The following is an 18,718-nucleotide window of genomic DNA, read 5'->3' on the forward strand; positions in this document are numbered from 1 at the left end:
GGCCGTGTCGGTTATTGCCACCGACCGGCCAATTCCATTTCTAGAAGCGGAGCCACGACCGATTTGACGTCGTTGCCTGAAGACGACAAGGCCAGCAACGTCGCCACGGATCGGATTTCGACGCGCGAGGTGGGATATTGCATGGTCACATCGCGGCCGATGACGTTAAGCACATCGTCGCCGGCGGAATCGTAGATCACGGCCGCATCGTTGCCGCCTTGGTCCAGGAGGGCGAAGACGGTGTCGAAGGCCTTACTGCGGCGATAGGTGCCGCCTCCGGAGATGACGGTCTGGGCCTGCCGCGCCGCCACGAGATCGTCGGCCGATGAGCCGTAGAGGTAGGCCGTATCGTGTCCGCCCGCCGTCGCATAGCCGTGGACGTAGTCGAAGAACCTAGCGGTGATTTGGAAGCCCGGCCCCTTCATCGTGGAAACGAACACGTCACTGGTAAAAGTATCGTCGCCGGCCGAATCTCGGAGTTCCGCCGTATCCACGCCGCCGGAGGCCGTCACGTCGATGACGGCGACGCCGCGAACGGTGAGGCGATAGCCCGGCCCGGTGAGAACGGCCCACGTAGGCCCCGCCAGCAGGTGATCGTCGCCGGGAGAGTCGTAGAGTTCGGCCTGATCGTTACCCCCGTTGCCCAGGAAGACCGTATCGGTGAAGCCGCCCGCCTGCACGGTCTGCACGGCGTTTTGCAGTTCGAAACCGTTCCAGCGGCCGATGAAACGGTCCGCGGAAGCGGTACCGGCCGCGTCGGCGACGTCGGTCCCGCCGCCGCCCAAGGCGATCACGTTGCGGAAACCTTTGGCGCGGGCGAAGAACGCGTCATTTCTCAGGCTGACGAAAGAGGATCGCACGACCAGGCGGTCGCCGCCCGTCGAGCCTGTGAGCTGGGCCGTGTCGTTGCCGCCGGCCAGGCCGTATCCGTGCGTATAGCGGAAGCCCTTGGCTCGCAAGTAGAAGTCGGCGCCGTAGAGCACGGTTTGCAGCGGGTTGGCGGACAAACGGTCGTCGTCGGCGGAGTCGTACAAATGTGCCGCGTCGCTTCCGCCGTTGCGGCTATAGCCGTGAACGTAACGGAAGCCTTGGGCGCGGAGGCGATAGCCCGGCCCGTTCATTTCCCCCCAACCCGGTCCTGCGATGAAGGTGTCGTCGCCGGTCGAATCGATCAGCTCCGCCGAGCTTGCCCCGCCGGCTGCTCGCACCGTGGCATCTTCCATTCCGCCGGCACGCAGCGCCAAGCCCGTCATGTTGACCGTCAGCAGATTGGGGGCTGCCGTCAGCCGGGCGTCGCCGTCGGCGAGTTGCAGGTCCAACGTGTCGGAGCCGCCCAAGCCATCGATTTGCACCGTGAGTGATGTCCCCGCGGCGCGATCGAACCGGTAGTCGACGTCGTTCAGGCGGAGCGCAATCGCGTTCTCCAGGCTCAGCGTCATGCTATCGTCGCCGGTCGTTCCAAAGACGGTCAGCGCGCCGGAGCCGTATTGCACCAGGTTGGCCACCGTGAGCTGGACGCTCGGCGCGCCGGCGGTCACCTCCAGCAGGTAGGTTTGGCCCGCCGCGGCCGACCAGTCCATCCGAGCGGCGGTCTCGCTCAGCGATTGCCGGGCAAGGACCCGGCGATCAGCCGAATAAAGCGTGATCTGGGCGGTTGTAGAACCGGCGGGCGAGGCCAGCACCGTCAGAATGCCGTCCCGCGCCGCCGTCATGCGGTACCACGTGCTGCCGGCATTTTGCGACTGGGTGCGGAGATAATCCACGGTGCCCAATTCGACGACCGGGATTTCCGTCCGCGATGTCAGGAAGTCGACGCCCGTCACGACCTGTCCGGCGGCCAAAGTCACCGCGCGGCCTTCCTCGCCCAGCGTGTCGCGATAGCCCTCTCCGACGATGTGGCGAACCAGGTAATCGCCGGGTGCCAATCCCTCGAACGAATAGGAGCCGTCCTCGGCGGTCACGGCGAACGGTTCACAGTTGCTGAAGGAGATCGCCCAGGAGTTGAGCTTGCCGGTGTCCCACGGCATGGTGTCGCGGATTTCCAGTCGCCAACGGCCGTCGGCTTGGGTGCCGCGGAGGATGCCCAGCGGCTGCATGGGCCGGAAGACGCCGGTGAAGGGAGCCGCCCCGGCTTGGATCCCGAGGTCGGCGTCGTCCGAGAACACGGTGTCGGTGAAATCGTCACCCGAGCCGCCGACGCCGCTCGCCAGCAAGACCTGCGTGCCGTCGGGGGCGATCAGCGTGATTTGCAGATCGGCCGTGTAGGTGTGGGTCAGGTTCAGCCGCACTTCCAAGGTGTTGATCCGGCCGACTCCCGAGACATCCAGCGTGCTGGTGACCACCCCGTTGTCGATCAGATTCAGGGGCGTCGATTGCGAATAGACGAGGGGATCGCGATCCAGCCTGCCGTTGCCGTTGAGGTCCAAATAGACGACCTGCTGAGCGAGCGGGAGCTCGCCCGGGTCGAGGATGCCGTCCCCGTCCAGGTCCTCAAACACGTGTCCGCGGATGGCGGCCGTCGGCGGCGGAGTCCAGTCTCCGGTTTGCAGCGTCAGCTCCGGGTCGCCGAAGAGCGTGGCGGAAAAGTGGATCCATCGGTATGCCCCGCCGGCGCCCACGCGGAAGAGATTGTCGAGCTTGGAATCGTTTTGGGCGTCGCCCACGCGGCGGATGCCTTCGTTGAACACGGCGTCGAAGAATTCCAGGGCGTAGTCGTGGCTGCCCGCCGGCACGGTCCCGGGCGCATACCAACCGTATCGCGTGTTCATGATGACGGCGGCGGCCCCGGCCGAGGATACGACGAATTGCTCGGCAATGGCAATGTCTTGCGTGTCGAAGGAACCGGCGTCGCAGCCCTGCGAATACATGAAGAAGGGAAAGGCGTTATTCAGGGAAGCGACGTCGCTCCGCAGGAGCCGGGCCGTGTACACCGAATTCGCGTGTCCGAGGTGATGTACCAGGTTGGGGGACGCGTTCAACTGTGAAATCAGTTGGGATCGGGTCCAGGCACTGGTCGCCGTGTCGTACAGCGTGTCGACCGTCCATTCATCGGGGATGGTCCGGTCGCGGATGACCTCGCTGGAGACGCTGCCGTAGGTGATGCTGTCCAGCTTCTCCCCCAGCAAGAGGGCGTTCGTCGCATTGGGGTGCGGCGTCGTCGCGTACTGCACGGTTTTGGCGACGAAATTGCGAGCCTCGGTGAGGTTGCTGACGGGAGCGCGTCCCACGGCGACGTCGGGCACCAGGTCCACGTCTCCGCCGCCGGTTCCGTCGTTCGATTCGCCCCAGATTCCATCCCGGTCGCCGTCCCACGTGCCGTCCAAGCAGGCGTAGTACATGTCGGTGCCCAGACCGTTATCGACGGTTGATCCCACCGCCGCGTAGACGCCTCGCGCCGGGATGACCTCATGATCGCCGCCCAGCAGCACGTAGCGGGTACCGTGTTGCGCGTAGGCATCGCGAATGAAGTGGCGAATCTTGTCGGGCAAATCGCCGCTCTCCGTGCCCGAGTAGTTCGCCGCGATCCAATCCGTGGTCACCAGCCGCGTGCTGAGACCGCGCGCTGCCTTTTCCTGCAACAGCGGTTGAAAGGCCGACGCCAGTGCGTTGTTGGTGATGATGACGTAGTCGTACCGCTCGGCCGGGGTTGCGGTGGTGTAGGCGGCCAGCATTTCCGGATTGATGACGGATCCGGCGATCGCCGCCGTGACGGTCGCATCGCTGGTGGGGGCCAATCCATCCGCCCCCTCTACGCTCTCTAGTTGCAGTTCCAGCGAAAAGGAGTCGTAATAGGTCAGCACTCCGCCGTCGGCCTGGAAGAGGACGGGAAAGACGTTGATGACGGCCATCTGGTAGCCGGCCAGGCCGTGATTGGTGAATTGCACCGCGTCCGATATGTCGAGCGTCGTCGTGGCGAGTTGGGTCCAGTCGGGATCGCCTTGAGAACCGTCCAGCAGGACGGGGTTCGGCGCGGCCAAGAGCGGCGTGCCCGTGCCGAGCACGCGGCCTTCTCCCAGTCCCACCACCCGTACGTCGACCAGTCGCGTCCCTTGAGGCAGGAGGACGTTTTGGGAGGCGACGGGCAAGATCGGCTCGCCCGTGTTGAACCAGGTGTTCGCTCCCGCCAAAGTGACGATCGTGCCGCTGCCCAAGCTTTGCAAAGCCGGCAAACCGTCGAACCGGAATTGCAGGGAGGCATCCCAGCCGTCTCCGGTCTGCCGGAATCCGGACCATTGCGTTTGCACGCCGCCGGAACCGGCAGGGGCGTCTGCCTGCGTCCAAGCGTCTTGGCTGAGAAGCGAAGACACGGGCAGCAGGGACGGGCTAACCGACATCATCTGCCGGCATTCGAGCGGCTCAACACGGCAAGCGGGGCGATGTCGGCGGGTTCGATCGGCCGAGGCACCGCCGAATGGCCGATAACCGCGACTCGGCAGCTCGGCATCCCGTTTCCTCCGCTGCCGACCGGGCCGGGCGGATCGCCCAATCGATAGGAAAGCCTCGATGCCGATGGACGGCGAAGCGATGAGCTTGGCGAATTTCATGGCGCGGCGTCAATGATGCGAAGAGTCGAGTTGCAACCGCCGGCGGTACGGTGACCGCGCGTCAGCGGCGGTCGGCGTTCGGGGCCGTCAACGAGCAGCGGAAGACCCCTGAGCCATGACCCTAAACGATGAGAATCCCCAGGATTCCAGGCCGATTCACGCGATTAGACTTCCGAAAAGAGGATGCCGTGAAAGCCTTGGAGCATCCCGCGTATCCACCAGAAACTTAGTCCATAAACTGCGCCGGTTGCGGAAGCTTGAGGAAAAGTGCGGGGAGTTGCGGCGCCGCGGCAAGCAAACTTTCCGTTTGCATGGATTTTTCGGGGAGGAGGGTGAGGTTTATGCGCCCCGGCTTCCATCTCGGACCGACGCCCGACGCTCGCGCTTGCGCCTGGTGCTGGTAGGCTTCGTGAGATCACGTGGTCGCTTGCCGTCGCGGTGTTCGCAACGGTCCGTCGTCATGCAGACATCGCGGCATAGCTAGGACTCACGCGACGAGGAATCGTATTCCACCAAAGCGTCTTCACCTGAGCCAGTGGTCAGAACGCGATCATAGACTCGGGCCGTTCCTCTCGCCATGCTGAGATCGGAAAAGGACTCCTGTTGACGCTGCCGGGCGTTGCGAGCCATCATCGCCCAATCCAACTCGCCGCGGATGAAGCGGGCGGCGGCCGACGCCAGAGCATCGGGATCGCCCGGTGGAACCAGTACGCCGTCTTGCCCGTCGCGAAGGGCCTCGGGAATGCCTTCCACTTGTGAGGCAATCACGGGCAGACCCAAGCTCATGGCCTCCAGAACGACCATCGGCAGCCCCTCGCCGAAGAGGCTGGGGAGCACGAAAAGGTCCATGGCGCGCATGGCTTCGGTTACGTCACGGCGGAATCCCAGCCACTCCACCGCGGAGTCCAAGCGAAGCTCGTGAGCAAGCCTTTTAAGATGGGCTTCGTACTCGGGGGTCTCAAAAGGTCCCACCGCCGTGAGCCGCACAGGCAGATTCCATTCTCGAAGCCGAGCCAGGGCGTGAAGCAAGACCTCGGTCCCTTTCCGCGGCCGAAAGAGGGCGGTCGTACCCAGGTTCCAACATTCGCGGGGCGGGTCGGGACTCCGCGGCAACGCGGCGATCGGCACGCCGTTGTGCACGACGTACAACCGGGTCGGATCATAACCGCCCCCGACCATGTAGCGGAGCAGACTTTGGGAGACGGTGATGACGGCCGACGCACCGCGGATGCAAAGACGCTCCACCAGAGCGGTGATTCGATTTTTCAGGCCGGCCGTGGAATCGCGGGCGGCCGGACTGTGGACGTGGTAGACCCAGGGGACCCCTGTCCTACGGCAAGCTCGTGCCGTAATCAACGCAGCCCGCGGCGTGTGTGCGTGCAACAACGCGATTTGCTCGCGGCGGAGGCGTTCCGCTAGACGCCGGGCGGGTTTCAAATCCCAATGGCTGCGCATGGGCAAGGCGACCAGGGGTGTTTCCGTGACGGTCCGTGCCTGCGGGAACAGACCCGGTCGGAGACATACGAATTCGACTTGATATCCGAAAGACGGCAACCGCAAAGCCAGCAGGTCCTGGACTCGCTCGGCCCCGGAGTAGTATTCGCCGTTGATGACGTGCAAAACGCGGCGTGCGGCGAGCACAGAGCCGCTATCGAGGTCGCGCCGGTGCCGGTCCCTCAGCTCGGGATCCGAGCTTTCCGCGGCGCATGTCAAGACATCGGGTGCGTGTACGACGGCGGCGCCGGCGTCGTCCCAGTCAGTACGCATTTTGACCTCGCAGAACCGTCCAAAAGGTTTGAATGAGGATTTTGATGTCCAGCCACAGCGACCATTCGCGGATGTATCGCAGGTCCAGTTCCACGCGGCCTTGCATCTTTTCCAGGGAGTCGGTCTCGCCGCGAAAGCCGCGGACCTGGGCCAATCCCGTGAGGCCGGGGCGAACCTTGTGCCTTAACATGTAGCCCTGGATGATCCGCCGATATTCCTCGTTGTGGACGTTGGCATGCGGTCTCGGACCGACCAGCGACATCTCGCCCTTCAGGACGTTGAAGAGTTGGGGCAATTCATCCAGCGAAGTGCGGCGGAGGAAGGCCCCCACCTTCGTGACGCGGGGATCGTTGCGCACGGCTTGCTGTACGTTCGGACCGTCCTCGCACACGGTCATGGTGCGGAATTTCCAGACCACGATCTCACGACCGTCCAGGCCGTAGCGTCGCTGGCGGAAGAAGACCGGTCCCGGCGACGACCACTTGACGGCCACGGCGATCGCGATCATCAGGGGGGCGGCCAAGATGAGGAACAGCACCCCCAAGGCCACGTCCAACGCACGTTTCACGAAACCGTCGATTCCGTAGAAGGGGTTTTCGTACACGCTGACCACGGGCAGACCGCCGACGTTCGTCCAACGCGAGTGCAGCAACTCGAAGACGAAGAAATCCGGTACGATGTAGACGGACGCCGTAGTATCGCCCAATTGATTGAGGATGCCGCGAATGCGCTCTTCGGCTCGCATGGGAAAGGTGATGTAGATCATATCCACGCGGCGCTGCCGCGCATGTTCGACTAGTTCGGAGATGCTGCCGAGCTTTTTCCCGACCCTATCCGGGATAGGTCCCGTCCGCTCTTCGGGCCGATCATCGTAGAAGCCCAGGAAATTCAACCCCAGATCCGGGGAGTTTTCCAAGGCTTCGACCAGACGAAAGGCGAGGTCGTTCACGCCCACTACCGCGTAGCGGCGGGTGTTATAGCCGGCGGCGCGGAGTCGCCGCAGGACCAGCCGGATAGAGGCACGGAGGACGGTCATGACCAAGGGCGTCACCGCGAACCATGATGCCGCGACCTTGGCCGGGAAATAACCGAACGAATCGGTAACGTAGCCCAGGGTGATGATGAACGGGATGGCGAACAACCAGGTGAACGCCGCGCAGAGGAGTTCGCGTTCCGAGGAAATGCCGCGCCAATTGCGGTACAGGCCGGTGATCTCGGCGACGACGTGGAATGTGATGGTGGCCGCCAAACCTGCCAGCAGATAACGATCGTGATCGCCGCCCGTCTGGTATTGGGCCAGCATCGCGCCCGCCACGACGGCGGCGCCGTCCACGATCCGATAGGTCAACTCGCGAACCGACCAATATTGGTAGATGCGACGTGTAGGATTCATGATGGACTTCTCGAACGGATTCCCGCCACAAGATTGACCTATGTGAAGGACCGACGGATCGATGCGGCAAGACCTGGGAGGGTGCCCCGTACGGTAAGCGTTCCGTGCCAGGCGGCCCCGGCCGTACGGCATGTACCGGCCCGCGACTACGATTTTTCAAACCGTGTCTAGCGAAATATAGCTTGCGGCGGCACGCGCGACGGGGCCATGGAGCGGATCACGGGTCACGCTCCGCTTTCATTTGGGGGATTCCCCCCGCATAGGTGCTTGTTTCGGGAAGGCGGGTGGAATAACGTGGTAGCAGCGCCGGCCGCGTTTGCTACGGCCGATCAGTTGACTGAGGGAAATGGCAGGAAAACGCTCGACGGAGGACGGCGGTGACTTCTTCCGATCGCAATCGTGTGGTTTTGGCATGCATGGCCCATCCCGACGACGCCGAGTTCGTGTGCGCGGGCACGTTGATCCGACTGCGTGAGTTGGGTTGGGAAGTTCACATCGCCAGCTTGGCTCCGGGCGATTGCGGTACCATGACCCAAAACCGATGGGATATCAGCAGCCGCCGCACGCAAGAGGCGTCCTCCGCCGCGGCCTTGATCGGGGCCGAATATCACTGTTTGGATGAGCGAGACGGTTTCATCGTGTACGACAAACCGACGATCCAAAAGGTCGTCGATTTGTTTCGGCGGGTCGCACCCGGCATCGTGTTCACGCACGCATTGCGGGATTACATGATGGATCACGAAATGACGGCCTTGCTGGTTCGGGCGGCGAGCTTCCTCCACGGAGCGCCGAATTGTTCGGCATTTCCGTTGAAACCGAACACGGCTGTGCCGTACCTGTACTACTGCGATCCGCCCGAAGGCGTCGATCCCTTGGGCCGGCCGGTCGAACCCACGGTGCGCGTCGATATTTCGGCCCAATTGGAGAAAAAAGCGGCCATGCTGGCCTGCCATGTCAGCCAGCGTGAATGGTTGCGGGCCTATCACGGCATGGATGAGTACCTGGAATCCATGTATCGCCAGTCGCGCTTCCGGGGAGCCGAGATCGGGGTCGAGGCCGCCGAGGCATTCGTACAGCATCGAGGCCACGCCTATCCGAGCGACGACATCCTAGCGACGCTGTTCGGCCGCGCTTAGTCGCGAGGCCGGAAGCCGAGGATCCAGCGTCGGAAGACCGACGGTCTCGGCCGATCGCATCGGAGCGGCCAGGATGGAACGGCCAGGATAAGGTGGCGGCATGCCTTTTCCCATACAATGTTCGGCTTGCGGTCGCGAATTGACGATCCCCGACGATTTGCTGGGGAAAAAGGTGCGGTGTACTTGCGGCCAAGTGCTGGAAGTGCCCAAAGAGCCGCCCCTGCGTGAAGAGGATTTGTACGCCGTTGCCGAGTCGTCCGCGGATAAACGCAAGCGCGGCGGTCCGCCTCCCTTGCCGCCTTCGGATTTGCCCCAGGGCGGATCGCCGCCGGCAGCGGTTTCCCCGGTCAGGGGCGAATCGACGCCGGAGTTGCGCGAGGCGCCGCAGCTTCATTGGGCGGCCGGGCTGGCCATCGGCTATGGCTGTATCATGACTTTGGTCACCTGGTTTTTTCCTCAGTTCACGGGCTTTTGCTGTTCGTATTATCCGGGCTTGGTCTGTTTTCCGGCCTTGGCGGTGGGGGGAATCCTGCTGTTGCAAGGAAATCCCCTGGGCGTCGAATGCGTAGGTATTTTCGCGGCGGCCTCCGCGTTTCTCACCTTCGTTTCCGCTGCGACGATCCTCTTTGTCAGCTTCGTCGCCCTAATGCGGGGGCACATCGGGGGATCGCTATTGGTGGGAGGCATCGCGGCGGCCTCCGTCGCGGTTCCCGCCTGGCTGTTTCTTTGGGCCTTGCGTTTGCACCGGAAATGGAGAGAGTTGCAGGACGCGGACTCCGCCTGACGGCGGACGGCACCATTCGAGCCAACGAGTTTCCCGCCGGGCGCCGATCGGAATCTCTCGGCCGACCGGGTGCCGTCGCCTCGCGGCCGGGTCGCATAAAAGGGGATAACGAGCTTGGGGCTTTACCGGCGAGTTCACGAGGGCCGACTCGAATCGGCGGAAACCGCTCGGGTCGGGTCGCGGAAGCGAGGAGCGGGCGATGGCCAAGAAAAAGACCGTGAATCGGAAAAAACGAGACGCCTCACGCGGCAAACCGTTGACCGCGCGAGAAAAACAGGTGGTCCGGCTCATCAGCCTGGGTTGTTCCGTGAAGGAGGCGGCCGCCATCCTCAAGTTGGCCGCCAGCACGGTGGACAATCATAAGGCCAACGCCATGCGCAAGCTGGGCGCCGACAAGGTCGCCCTGGTTACGCGCTTGGCCATCAAGAAGAAGATCAGCTCTCTTTCCGACCGCCTGACGCCCTTGGAAAAACGCCGCAGCGGCCGGAAAGACGACGGCTGGAACTGAAAAACAAAGGCGGAACGCTGAGACCTTCACTCAGCCTCCGCCGAAGCCGTGCGACCTCAAAGGGCCGGTGGATCCTTTTCCCGAACGCGCGGAGTCCCATCGCGATCAGATGTCGGCATACAGGCAGAACTCGTAGGGATGCGGTCGCAACTGCACGGCCGTAACCTCGTTCTCCATCTTGTACCAGATCCAGGTGTCGATCACGTCGGGGGTAAAAACGTCACCCCGCAGCAGGAATTCGTGATCCGCCCGGAGCGAGGCGAGAGCCTCTTGCAAGGACGCGGGAGTAGTCGGCACGTCCTTCAATTCCTCGGGCTTGAGGTCGTAGATGTCCTTGTCCAAGGGCTGACCCGGATCGATCTTGTTTTGGATCCCGTCGATCATCGCCATCAGCATCGCCGAGAAGGCCAGATACGGATTGCACGCGGGGTCCGGACAGCGGAACTCCAAGCGTTTCGCCTTGGGGCTGGGGCTGTACATGGGGATGCGGATGGCCGCCGAACGGTTTCGTTGCGAGTAGGCGAGATTGACGGGGGCCTCGAATCCCGGAACCAACCGCTTGTAACTATTGGTCGTAGGGTTGCTGAAGGCACAGATGGCGGCGGCATGTTTTAGCAAGCCGCCGATGGCATGCAGAGCCATGTCGGACAAGCCCGCGTACCCGCGACCGGCGAATAACGGCTGCCCCGCCTTCCACAACGACAGGTGCGTGTGCATGCCCGATCCGTTATCGCCGAACAGCGGTTTCGGCATGAAAACGGCCACCTTGTTGTGCTTGCGCGCCACGTTCTTTACGATGTACTTGTACATCATGACGCGGTCCGCCATCAGCACCAGCTCGCCGAACTTCATGTCGATTTCGGCCTGGCCGCCGGTGGCGACCTCGTGATGCTGGGCCTCGATGGGAATCCCGCATTCGATCATCAAGTGCATCATCTCATTGCGGATATTGAACATCTGATCGGCGGGCGGGACGGGAAAATAGCCTTCCTTGAATCGCAGTTTGTACCCCAGGTTGGGCTTTTCATCGCGACCGCGATTCCACACGCCCTCCACGCTGTCGATGTAGTAGTAGCCGCTTTGCGCCGACTGATCGTAGCGAATGTCGTCGAAGATGAAGAATTCGCACTCCGGACCCACGTAGCACGTGTCCGCAATGCCCGTGGATTTGAGGTAATTGACGGCCTTCCGGGCGACATTGCGGGGATCGCGAGAGTAGTCTTCTCGCGTGATCGGATCTTGAATGTTGCAAATGATGTTGAGCGTTGTGATTTCCGCAAAAGGATCGATGGCGGCCGTCTCGGGTTGCGGCACCAGCAGCATGTCGCTTTCGTTGATGCGCTGCCATCCCCGGATGCTGGAGCCGTCGAAGCCGACTCCCTCCTCGAAGGTATCCTCCGTCAAAGCGGATACGGGAATCGTCAAATGTTGCCATAGACCGGGAAAATCCATGAAGCGTAAATCCACGGATCGAACGCCTTTTTCCCGGCACAGCGCCAGCACTTCTTTCGGGGTCATGCGTTTGCACCTGTCTCGCAAGAAACCAACGGTTAGGGGAAACCACAGGACTCGCTTCACATCCCGGTTCGGCGGTCGGCCGGAATGCGTCGCAACTTCCAACCAGAGCCGAAGCATCCAGGTCAGCTGTTTTAAGCAAAGCTTATTCCAAAGCTCAATTTCCGGGCGATCCGGCTTTTTCGGGGGTTTTTCCGGCCAATCCTGCCCCCAAAGCATTCGAGCGGAACAACCGGATGCCCACTGAAAGCGCGTCCTTGCTCACAATTCGGGCAAATGACGGCTGCTCCAATGGTACGTGCCCAGCCTTAAGTACTAGCTTGCTCTTGTTTCTCCCCACGACGGTCGGCGATAAACGGTCGCAAGATTTTGAGTTGAGACATCGCCAAATCCGCCTGAACGGGGGTAGGACGTTCGAGGGCACGAGAGGAGGAAAGTGGATTCGCGCGACCTGTTCGCCGTAGTCGTTCCCGACGAATTCAAGCGGCTCTAGCGGCGTCCCAACAACAGGTTTACACTAAAGCGGCAGCTTATTGCCGCGCCTGAAGCAGACGCTAAGAGGTGGTGTGGACGTCCGAAACATTGGGCAACAGGAATTGGCCGAGAAAGCCTTTCGGAGACCGGTAGCATGGGCAAGCAGACTTGGACCCTTCTCGATTCCCAACACGGCGTTTACGTCGATTCGCTGACGATTTCACCCGGTGAATTGCCGGGGGCGGCGGCGTCGGTTCGAGCATCCAAACGTCGGCTCCACGGCGGACCCTGCGACGGTGTGGACGTCATCGAAATCGGCAACGGCGAGATGAACGTGACGGTCGTTCCCACTCGTGGGATGGGGATCTGGAAGGCCCAGTCCGGCCCGGTCCAATTGGGGTGGAATTCGCCCACGCGCGGGCCGGTCCATCCCGGCCTCGTGCCGGTTTTCGACCCTAGCGGGCTAGGCTGGTTGGAAGGTTTCGACGAACTGCTGGTCCGATGTGGATTGGAAAGCAACGGCGCGCCGGAATTCAAAGAGGACGGCACGCTTCGTTATCCACTTCATGGGCGGATTGCAAACCTGCCGGCCGAGCACGTGCAGCTCGCGGTCGATGCCGAAAGCGGAGAGATCAGCGTGATTGGGCGAGTCTGCGAGGCGCGACTCTTCTTCACCAAACTGGAGCTGACCACCAGAATCTCCCTCGTTCCCGGGCGGCCCGAGTTTACCGTCACCGACACCGTGACCAATCGGGCGGGGGTGCCGGGCGAAATGGAGCTTCTGTATCACATCAATTTCGGCTCCCCGCTTTTGGAGCCCCAATCCCGCGTCGTGCTGCCGATCCGTAGAATGGCCCCCCGCGATGCCGTCGCCGCCGCTGAGATCGATCGTTGGGACGTTTACGGGCCCGGCATCCCGGGCAAACCGGAGACGGTCTACTTCTTCGAGCTCGGTTCGCAACCGTCGGGCGGATCGTCGGCCTTGTTGCACAACGCCCAAAGTACGCAGGGCGTGGGTGTGGCCTTCAACGTTCGTGAACTGCCGTGCTTCACCTTGTGGAAGAATGAGCAGCCGGAATGCGACGGCTACGTGACCGGGTTGGAACCGGCCGTGAACTTCCCCAACGTTCGATCATTCGAGAAGGCCCGGGGACGCGTCGTGACCTTGGAACCGGGCCAGTCGCGGAGTTTCTCGGTGACGGTACGCGCGTACCGGTCGTCGGACGAGGTCGAAGCCGCCCGGGCGGAAGTGTTGGAGTTGCAGCAGGGCGTTTTGCCGCAGATCTCTCGGGAGCCGAATCCGCAGTGGTCGGCCGGCGTGGGGGACTAGATTTCGCGACCGGGGAATGCGGCCGAGACGTTCGGCGGCCGCCGGCGGAGCTACAATCGCACTCCCTCCGCCGCCGCCAAACGCGTCACGGCGAATTTGAAATACTGGAAGCGGTGTTTGGGCTTCGTCTTGGCGAAAAGGTAGGCCGCTTGGACGATCTTGGGAGAAATCCGTCCCGCCCGAGCCAGCCCGACGACGTATTCGATGAAGCCGTTTTCTTCCGGCGTGGCCGTGCGGAGCGAGGATTTGAGAACCTCGGGGTCGAGGCCGTCGCCGGCGGCCCATAGCCGGCGCGAAGAAAGCGTTAGGCAGCCTACTCCACCGCAAATCATCGCCAAGAAAAGCCTGCGATCCATAGCCTCGCGCACTCCTTCCTATTGCCGCCGGGCCTAGCGTGGTCTTCCTTGGCCGGCCCCGCGCAAAGCATGCCGCGAAAGGGACGGCCATCGTCGCCGGCGCATTCGCTGATGCCGGTGGCCCGGCTCTCGTTTCGAGCCGGCCCGGGATGGCAAGCCGGTATAGCAAAATCCGCGGAACGGGAAAAGGTCGATTGGATACGCATTAGCCGCGGAGCGCACGGCGGCGAGAGATTCTCGGGCCGCAGCGTGTCGCCCCGCGGCGTCTCACCGCGGACCGGAGAAGCCTCTTCGGCGAAGAGGATGCCCGCGGTTTTCCACCTTTCGGTTCATGGAGCTTGGGCTCGCGAATGGGAGAACAGCCACTCGATCAGTTCAGGCTCGTTATAGGCCTGCGTCCAGGAATTGTGGCCCACACCGGGATACTCCGTGTAGCGAACCTCGGCACCCGCCTTTTTCAGAGCCTCGACCATGCGCTGGGACAAAACGGGAGGCACCACCGGATCGGCGCCGCCGTGAAAGACCCAGAAGGCGGTTCCTTTCATTTCCGCCGCCCGCGATTCCTCGCCTCCCCCGCAAATCGGCACGGCGGCGGCAAAGTCCGTCGGCCGGCGGAGCACCAAGTCGAACGTTCCGAAACCGCCCATCGACAGGCCGGTCACGTAGCGGCGGGCGGGATCGACGCTGAACTCCTTTTGCAAGGCGTCCAGAAGTTGGATGGTCAGCTTCATGGCCGGGCTCGGGTCACCCGACTGAGCCTCGAAACCGTTCGCCGACCGGCGGATGGCCGACCACCACTGATCGCGCGGGCATTGGGGGGCGACCAGAATTACCGGGTGATCCGGCGCCGCGGCCAGGTTCAAGAATTCGTCGTTCTTGAGCTGGGCCTCGTTATCGTCTCCCCGCTCTCCCGCCCCGTGAAGGAACAGAATCAACGGGTATTTCTTGGCGGAATCGTAGCCCTCCGGCAGATGCAGCCGATACGGGAGCGTCTCGCCGTCGGCATTGGTAAACACGCGTTTTTCCATGCGTTCTTTGATCATGCGTCGCTTGCCGGCCGCGTCTTCTCCGCGGGAAAACTGAGGAAGCACCAAACCCACGACCAATGCGATGAGCGTCAACTTGCGCATCACAAACTCCTTGATTGTATGAGGCTGGAAACAGACAAGAAACCGCCGATGGGCCGGCCCGAACACGCCGCGCTTGGGAAATCCCCGTGCTCAAGGCCGCCGGAATCGCGTCGGGACCCCGGCTCTCCGATCATCCGATCAAGCCGAATCCCTACCCCAGCCCGTGATACAAGAGACGTTGTGATTCGCGCCGGCGCCCTTCCCGTCGGCCGTCCTTGCGGCGAACCGCCAAATCCGAGCGGCCGTTAGCGAGGAAGGAGCCGCGAAACGACTATTTCTTCTCTTCCTTCGGAACAGGTACCGGCAACTCGCCCGCCTTGATCCGGTCGCCGAAAGTGGGAGATTTGGGATCCTTGGGATCGACCTTCACGGATTCGACCTCCGCCAACGCCGCTTGGATCTTTTCTTTGTCTCTCGCATCCTTCGTACGGTCCAGCAAGCGATCCAAGGCGTCGCCGTAAGCGTTTCGCTGTTTTCGATCCGTGCCCACGTGGCAGATGTTGCATTTGGCCTCTTCCACGAGCTGGGCAAAGGCCTGATCCTTAGGCTCTTTGCTGTCTTTCTTCACGTAGCGAGCGACGAATTCGTTGCGGAATTGAATGACGGCCCACGCCGCGTTCATTCCCCAGCAAAGGACTGCCGCGATGACCGCTGAGGCGACAAAAACCGGCCACTTCGTTCGCATGGTGGGAACTCCTGGAGCTTCGATAAACACGGGATTGCCAACAATTCACCCTCGTACAACTGCCAAGGCTTCCGGAATCGTGCGTCGGCAGGCCTTCTCGAAAGCAGAGGACCGGAGGGCGGCCGTCTTGGCGACGTCCATGCGCCGTGCGGCCGACCGTGAATGTAGTCGTAATAATAGTTAAGCCTCGGCTCAGAGAAAAGTCAACGAACGGGCCCCACCGCGGAGCCGCACTAGCCTTTCCGGCGTGGGCTCATAGAATGACAAACGGTTTGCCCCGTTTGGCCGGCGGGCCCAAAGCGGTTCGGCTGGGCGGCGGTTCGGGCGGTTGCAGTCGCCGCCGAAGCATCCAACGACTACCTTTCTCCGATTAGACACGCCGCCGGCGGGAAACAGCTACGATTTCGGCGGTTCAAAGTGGGGGCTATCCACAGAAATCGAAGGGGAACGATGATGGCTGATTGGTTGGAAGCAGGGGCGAAGGCCCCGGATTTCACGTTGCCGGCGGACTCGGGGAAGAAAGTCAAGCTCAGCGAGTTCCGCGGCAAACCGGTCGTGCTGTATTTTTATCCCAAGGACGACACGCCGGGCTGCACCAAAGAGGCCTGCGCCTTTCGTGATTTGCAGTCCGAAATGCAGGCCTTGGGAGCCGTGGTCTTAGGGATCAGCGCCGACGACGTCGACAGTCACGCCAAGTTCCGGGACAAGTATCAGCTCAATTTTCCCTTGCTCGCCGACACCGATCACAAGGTCGCCGAGAAGTACGGCGCCTGGCGCGAAAAGGTGCGGTTCGGCAAGAAGTCCTTCGGGATTCAGCGATCGACGTTCCTCATCGACGCGGAAGGTAAGATTCGCAAGGTGTGGAAGAGCGTGCAAGTGGATGGGCACGATCAGCAAGTCTTGGCCGCTCTCCGCGAGATCGCGACGTGAATCGACTCGCGTGTCGACCGGTAGCGCCGTCTTGTGCCGCTCGGCTCTTCACCATTTGCGGGCGGTTGGGAACTAGCGAGAGATGCGAGGAAACATTGCGATGAAGTTGCGATTGTCCGGAGGCGGATCGGAATTGCCGGCTCAACCGGGGCCGATGCCGTGTTCTTGGTCGGGGGCCTTGTTTGCGGCGGGCGCGATGGGGGCGTTTTTCTTCGCCGGGTGCGCTAAGCAGCCGGTGCCGTCGGATGCGGCCGGGGAAGCGGAAACCGTCGTCATCCGACCGACGGACTCCGCGGAGTCGGCCGCGCCCTCCCCCGGAACCGGCGGCGGTGAGACGGCGTCGGCCGCGTCCGGCAGCGAAAACGCCTCGGCGGCGTTGCCGGCGGGCGGCGAGTTGGTGCTGGCCGGTAAGTATCACGTCACCCTGCCCGAAGGGTGGCAGCCGCGGCGACCGGCTATCAATATGATCGAGTATGAATTCACCGTGCCTGCCGTCGAAGGCGACCCACGCGACGGCCGCGCGACGTTCATGGCAGCCGGGGGCTCGGTCGATGCCAACATCGATCGGTGGCTCAGCCAATTCACCCAGCCCGACGGCTCCGATAACCGAGAGCGGGCCAAGATCGAAACCCTTCAGGTCGCCGGGGCGGAGGTGCACCTCGTGGACATTACGGGGACATACAACGAATCGAGCGGGCCGATGATGGGGAATGCGGTCCCTCGTGAGAACTATCGCATGTTGGGGGCCATCATTGCCGCGCCGGACGGCGGCATGCCGTATTTCATCAAGTTTTACGGCCCCGCGAACACCGTTTCGGCGAACGCCGACGCCTTCCGAAAGATGATCCAAGAGATGCACTGAACGACCGCAAGGCCGACGAATCGCCCGAGTTGCATGCAGGCTGGTTCCATACTCCCTCCCGCGAATCGAGGACTTCGCCCGCGATGAAGGTCTTTCTTGCCGGGATCATGCAAGGCTCATTGACCGAAAAAGGGTTGCACGACCAAGACTATCGGCAGTTGCTGCGCCGAGCGTTGGCCCGGGCGTTCCCCGAAGCGGAGATCTACGACCCCTTGGCGGACCATCGCAATTCGCTCGATTACGAGCCGAAGACCGGCCGAGACGTCTTTTTCCATCACAACCGCATGTGTCGGGAGGTGGATGTGCTGGTGGCTTACTTGCCGCAGGCCTCGATGGGTACGGCGATCGAGATGTGGGAGGCCCATCAGCACGGGGCGGCCGTCATCAGCATCAGTCCCATGCGGCACAATTGGGCCGTCAAATTCCTCAGCCATGCGATTTACCCGGACGTGCCCGCCTTTTTGGCCGCCGTAGAATCCGGCGAAATGGCTCGGCTGGTGCGCCGGGTACGAAGTCCCTCGCCCGTCGAAGAAGCCGGCTGACTCCGCAAGCGATTCGCGCCGCCGAACGATCGAGGGCCGCTGAACCTTTTAGCACGCACTAGGACGCGCGACGAGCAAGGATCTCTTGAAACGCTCGGTGGGCGTTCAGCACTCGCTTGGCCTGTTCGGCAACGGCAGGCGCAAACGGCACGGCCGAAAAACGCAGGACCTCGTCTCCCCCGCGAAAGAAAAGGATGTCCCCCACTGCGGACCGCTCTTGCCCCGGCAGCAGCCGGACTTCAATTCCGGTGATCTCTTGCCACGGCACGAACTGCGCCAGTCGGCCGGGAATTCCTCGCAGCACGGCAGCGCCGTTTTCGGCCAGCCGATAGTACGTGCAGGCCCAAGGACGAACGCGCCAGAGATAGAACACCGCGGCGGGGACCGCCAGCGCCGCCCCAATCGCGATCGTCACGAAGCGATTGGCGGAGAGGGCCTGGTTCCACAACCTAGTCAGCGCAGCCCCGGCGGACCAGAGAGAAATGGTCGGCCAGATCGTTTTGACGGGCCGGCCGGGCGCGACGGATACCTTTTCTGAAAAATCGTCGGCATTCAGGGTCATAAGCAAGGCCATGGCGAAAAACCGCCGAGAGTATGTTTAGTAAGGAGGGTTGCCGGCCGTACCGGAGCGTTGGACGTCCCCGATAAGCCTGCTATTGTCCTCCACGATTAAGACGACGCGGAGCGCCACAAATCCAACTTGATCATAGTGTGTCAAGCTGCGTTGGACAATTGGAACTCTTGCCCTGCGGATGGGCGGCT

General features: G+C 62.4%; 15 protein-coding genes. 7 read left to right on the forward strand and 8 right to left on the reverse strand.

Going from position 1 to position 18,718, the window contains the following annotated elements:
- Nucleotides 1-11: 11 nt before the first annotated feature.
- The 3 genes from ACZ5B4_RS15960 to ACZ5B4_RS15970 all read right to left on the reverse strand — a co-directional run bounded on the left by ACZ5B4_RS15960 (nucleotide 12) and on the right by ACZ5B4_RS15970 (nucleotide 7,704).
- Nucleotides 12-4,337 (reverse strand): C25 family cysteine peptidase, encoded by a 4,326-nt coding sequence (locus tag ACZ5B4_RS15960; RefSeq protein WP_464912225.1) that lies wholly within the window; start codon nucleotides 4,335-4,337, stop codon nucleotides 12-14.
- A 687-nt stretch (nucleotides 4,338-5,024) separates the two neighbouring features.
- Nucleotides 5,025-6,311 (reverse strand): glycosyltransferase, encoded by a 1,287-nt coding sequence (locus ACZ5B4_RS15965; RefSeq protein WP_464912226.1) that lies wholly within the window; start codon nucleotides 6,309-6,311, stop codon nucleotides 5,025-5,027.
- Nucleotides 6,301-7,704 (reverse strand): undecaprenyl-phosphate glucose phosphotransferase, encoded by a 1,404-nt coding sequence (locus ACZ5B4_RS15970; RefSeq protein ID WP_464912227.1) that lies wholly within the window; start codon nucleotides 7,702-7,704, stop codon nucleotides 6,301-6,303. The genes ACZ5B4_RS15965 and ACZ5B4_RS15970 overlap by 11 nt, the downstream gene beginning before the upstream one ends.
- A gap of 377 nt (nucleotides 7,705-8,081) precedes the next feature.
- Between ACZ5B4_RS15970 and ACZ5B4_RS15975 the strand changes: the two genes are divergently transcribed.
- The 3 genes from ACZ5B4_RS15975 (at nucleotide 8,082) to ACZ5B4_RS15985 (ending at nucleotide 10,132) form a co-directional block, all read left to right on the forward strand.
- On the forward strand, nucleotides 8,082-8,840 hold the full coding sequence (locus tag ACZ5B4_RS15975) for a PIG-L deacetylase family protein (protein ID WP_464912228.1): 759 nt from the start codon (nucleotides 8,082-8,084) through the stop codon (nucleotides 8,838-8,840).
- Nucleotides 8,841-8,940: 100 nt separating this feature from the next.
- Nucleotides 8,941-9,624, forward strand: a complete 684-nt coding sequence (locus ACZ5B4_RS15980) for a hypothetical protein (protein WP_464912229.1) — start codon at nucleotides 8,941-8,943, stop codon at nucleotides 9,622-9,624.
- Between the two features lie 199 nt (nucleotides 9,625-9,823).
- Complete coding sequence (locus tag ACZ5B4_RS15985) at nucleotides 9,824-10,132, forward strand: response regulator transcription factor (protein ID WP_464912230.1); 309 nt, start codon at nucleotides 9,824-9,826, stop codon at nucleotides 10,130-10,132.
- 105 nt (nucleotides 10,133-10,237) lie between these two features.
- On the opposite strand, the gene glnA is transcribed toward ACZ5B4_RS15985, so the two are convergent.
- Nucleotides 10,238-11,650 carry a type I glutamate--ammonia ligase gene (glnA, locus tag ACZ5B4_RS15990; RefSeq protein ID WP_464912231.1) on the reverse strand — a complete coding sequence of 471 codons (1,413 nt, stop codon included), beginning with the start codon at nucleotides 11,648-11,650 and terminating at the stop codon, nucleotides 10,238-10,240.
- A 625-nt stretch (nucleotides 11,651-12,275) separates the two neighbouring features.
- On the opposite strand from glnA, the gene ACZ5B4_RS15995 reads away from it, so the two are divergent.
- A complete protein-coding gene (locus ACZ5B4_RS15995; RefSeq protein WP_464912232.1) occupies nucleotides 12,276-13,451 on the forward strand; it encodes an aldose 1-epimerase family protein in 1,176 nt (391 codons plus the stop codon).
- Nucleotides 13,452-13,501: 50 nt separating this feature from the next.
- Here ACZ5B4_RS15995 and ACZ5B4_RS16000 read toward each other — a convergent pair whose 3' ends face one another.
- The 3 genes from ACZ5B4_RS16000 to ACZ5B4_RS16010 all read right to left on the reverse strand — a co-directional run bounded on the left by ACZ5B4_RS16000 (nucleotide 13,502) and on the right by ACZ5B4_RS16010 (nucleotide 15,622).
- A complete protein-coding gene (locus ACZ5B4_RS16000; protein ID WP_464912233.1) occupies nucleotides 13,502-13,807 on the reverse strand; it encodes a hypothetical protein in 306 nt (101 codons plus the stop codon).
- Nucleotides 13,808-14,136: 329 nt separating this feature from the next.
- Nucleotides 14,137-14,937 carry a carboxylesterase family protein gene (locus ACZ5B4_RS16005; protein ID WP_464912234.1) on the reverse strand — a complete coding sequence of 267 codons (801 nt, stop codon included), beginning with the start codon at nucleotides 14,935-14,937 and terminating at the stop codon, nucleotides 14,137-14,139.
- 271 nt (nucleotides 14,938-15,208) lie between these two features.
- Nucleotides 15,209-15,622, reverse strand: coding sequence for a hypothetical protein (locus tag ACZ5B4_RS16010; RefSeq protein ID WP_464912235.1), 414 nt, complete (start codon nucleotides 15,620-15,622; stop codon nucleotides 15,209-15,211).
- A 453-nt stretch (nucleotides 15,623-16,075) separates the two neighbouring features.
- On the opposite strand from ACZ5B4_RS16010, the gene bcp reads away from it, so the two are divergent.
- The 3 genes from bcp (at nucleotide 16,076) to ACZ5B4_RS16025 (ending at nucleotide 17,956) form a co-directional block, all read left to right on the forward strand.
- Nucleotides 16,076-16,552 carry a thioredoxin-dependent thiol peroxidase gene (gene bcp, locus ACZ5B4_RS16015; RefSeq protein WP_464914037.1) on the forward strand — a complete coding sequence of 159 codons (477 nt, stop codon included), beginning with the start codon at nucleotides 16,076-16,078 and terminating at the stop codon, nucleotides 16,550-16,552.
- 100 nt (nucleotides 16,553-16,652) lie between these two features.
- Nucleotides 16,653-17,414: a hypothetical protein gene (locus tag ACZ5B4_RS16020; RefSeq protein WP_464912236.1), complete on the forward strand. Its 762-nt coding sequence runs from the start codon at nucleotides 16,653-16,655 to the stop codon at nucleotides 17,412-17,414.
- 83 nt (nucleotides 17,415-17,497) lie between these two features.
- Nucleotides 17,498-17,956, forward strand: coding sequence for a hypothetical protein (locus ACZ5B4_RS16025; RefSeq protein ID WP_464912237.1), 459 nt, complete (start codon nucleotides 17,498-17,500; stop codon nucleotides 17,954-17,956).
- Between the two features lie 58 nt (nucleotides 17,957-18,014).
- On the opposite strand, the gene ACZ5B4_RS16030 is transcribed toward ACZ5B4_RS16025, so the two are convergent.
- Nucleotides 18,015-18,530, reverse strand: coding sequence for a hypothetical protein (locus tag ACZ5B4_RS16030; RefSeq protein WP_464912238.1), 516 nt, complete (start codon nucleotides 18,528-18,530; stop codon nucleotides 18,015-18,017).
- Nucleotides 18,531-18,718: the final 188 nt, after the last annotated feature.

Source organism: Thermogutta hypogea (assembly GCF_055386265.1).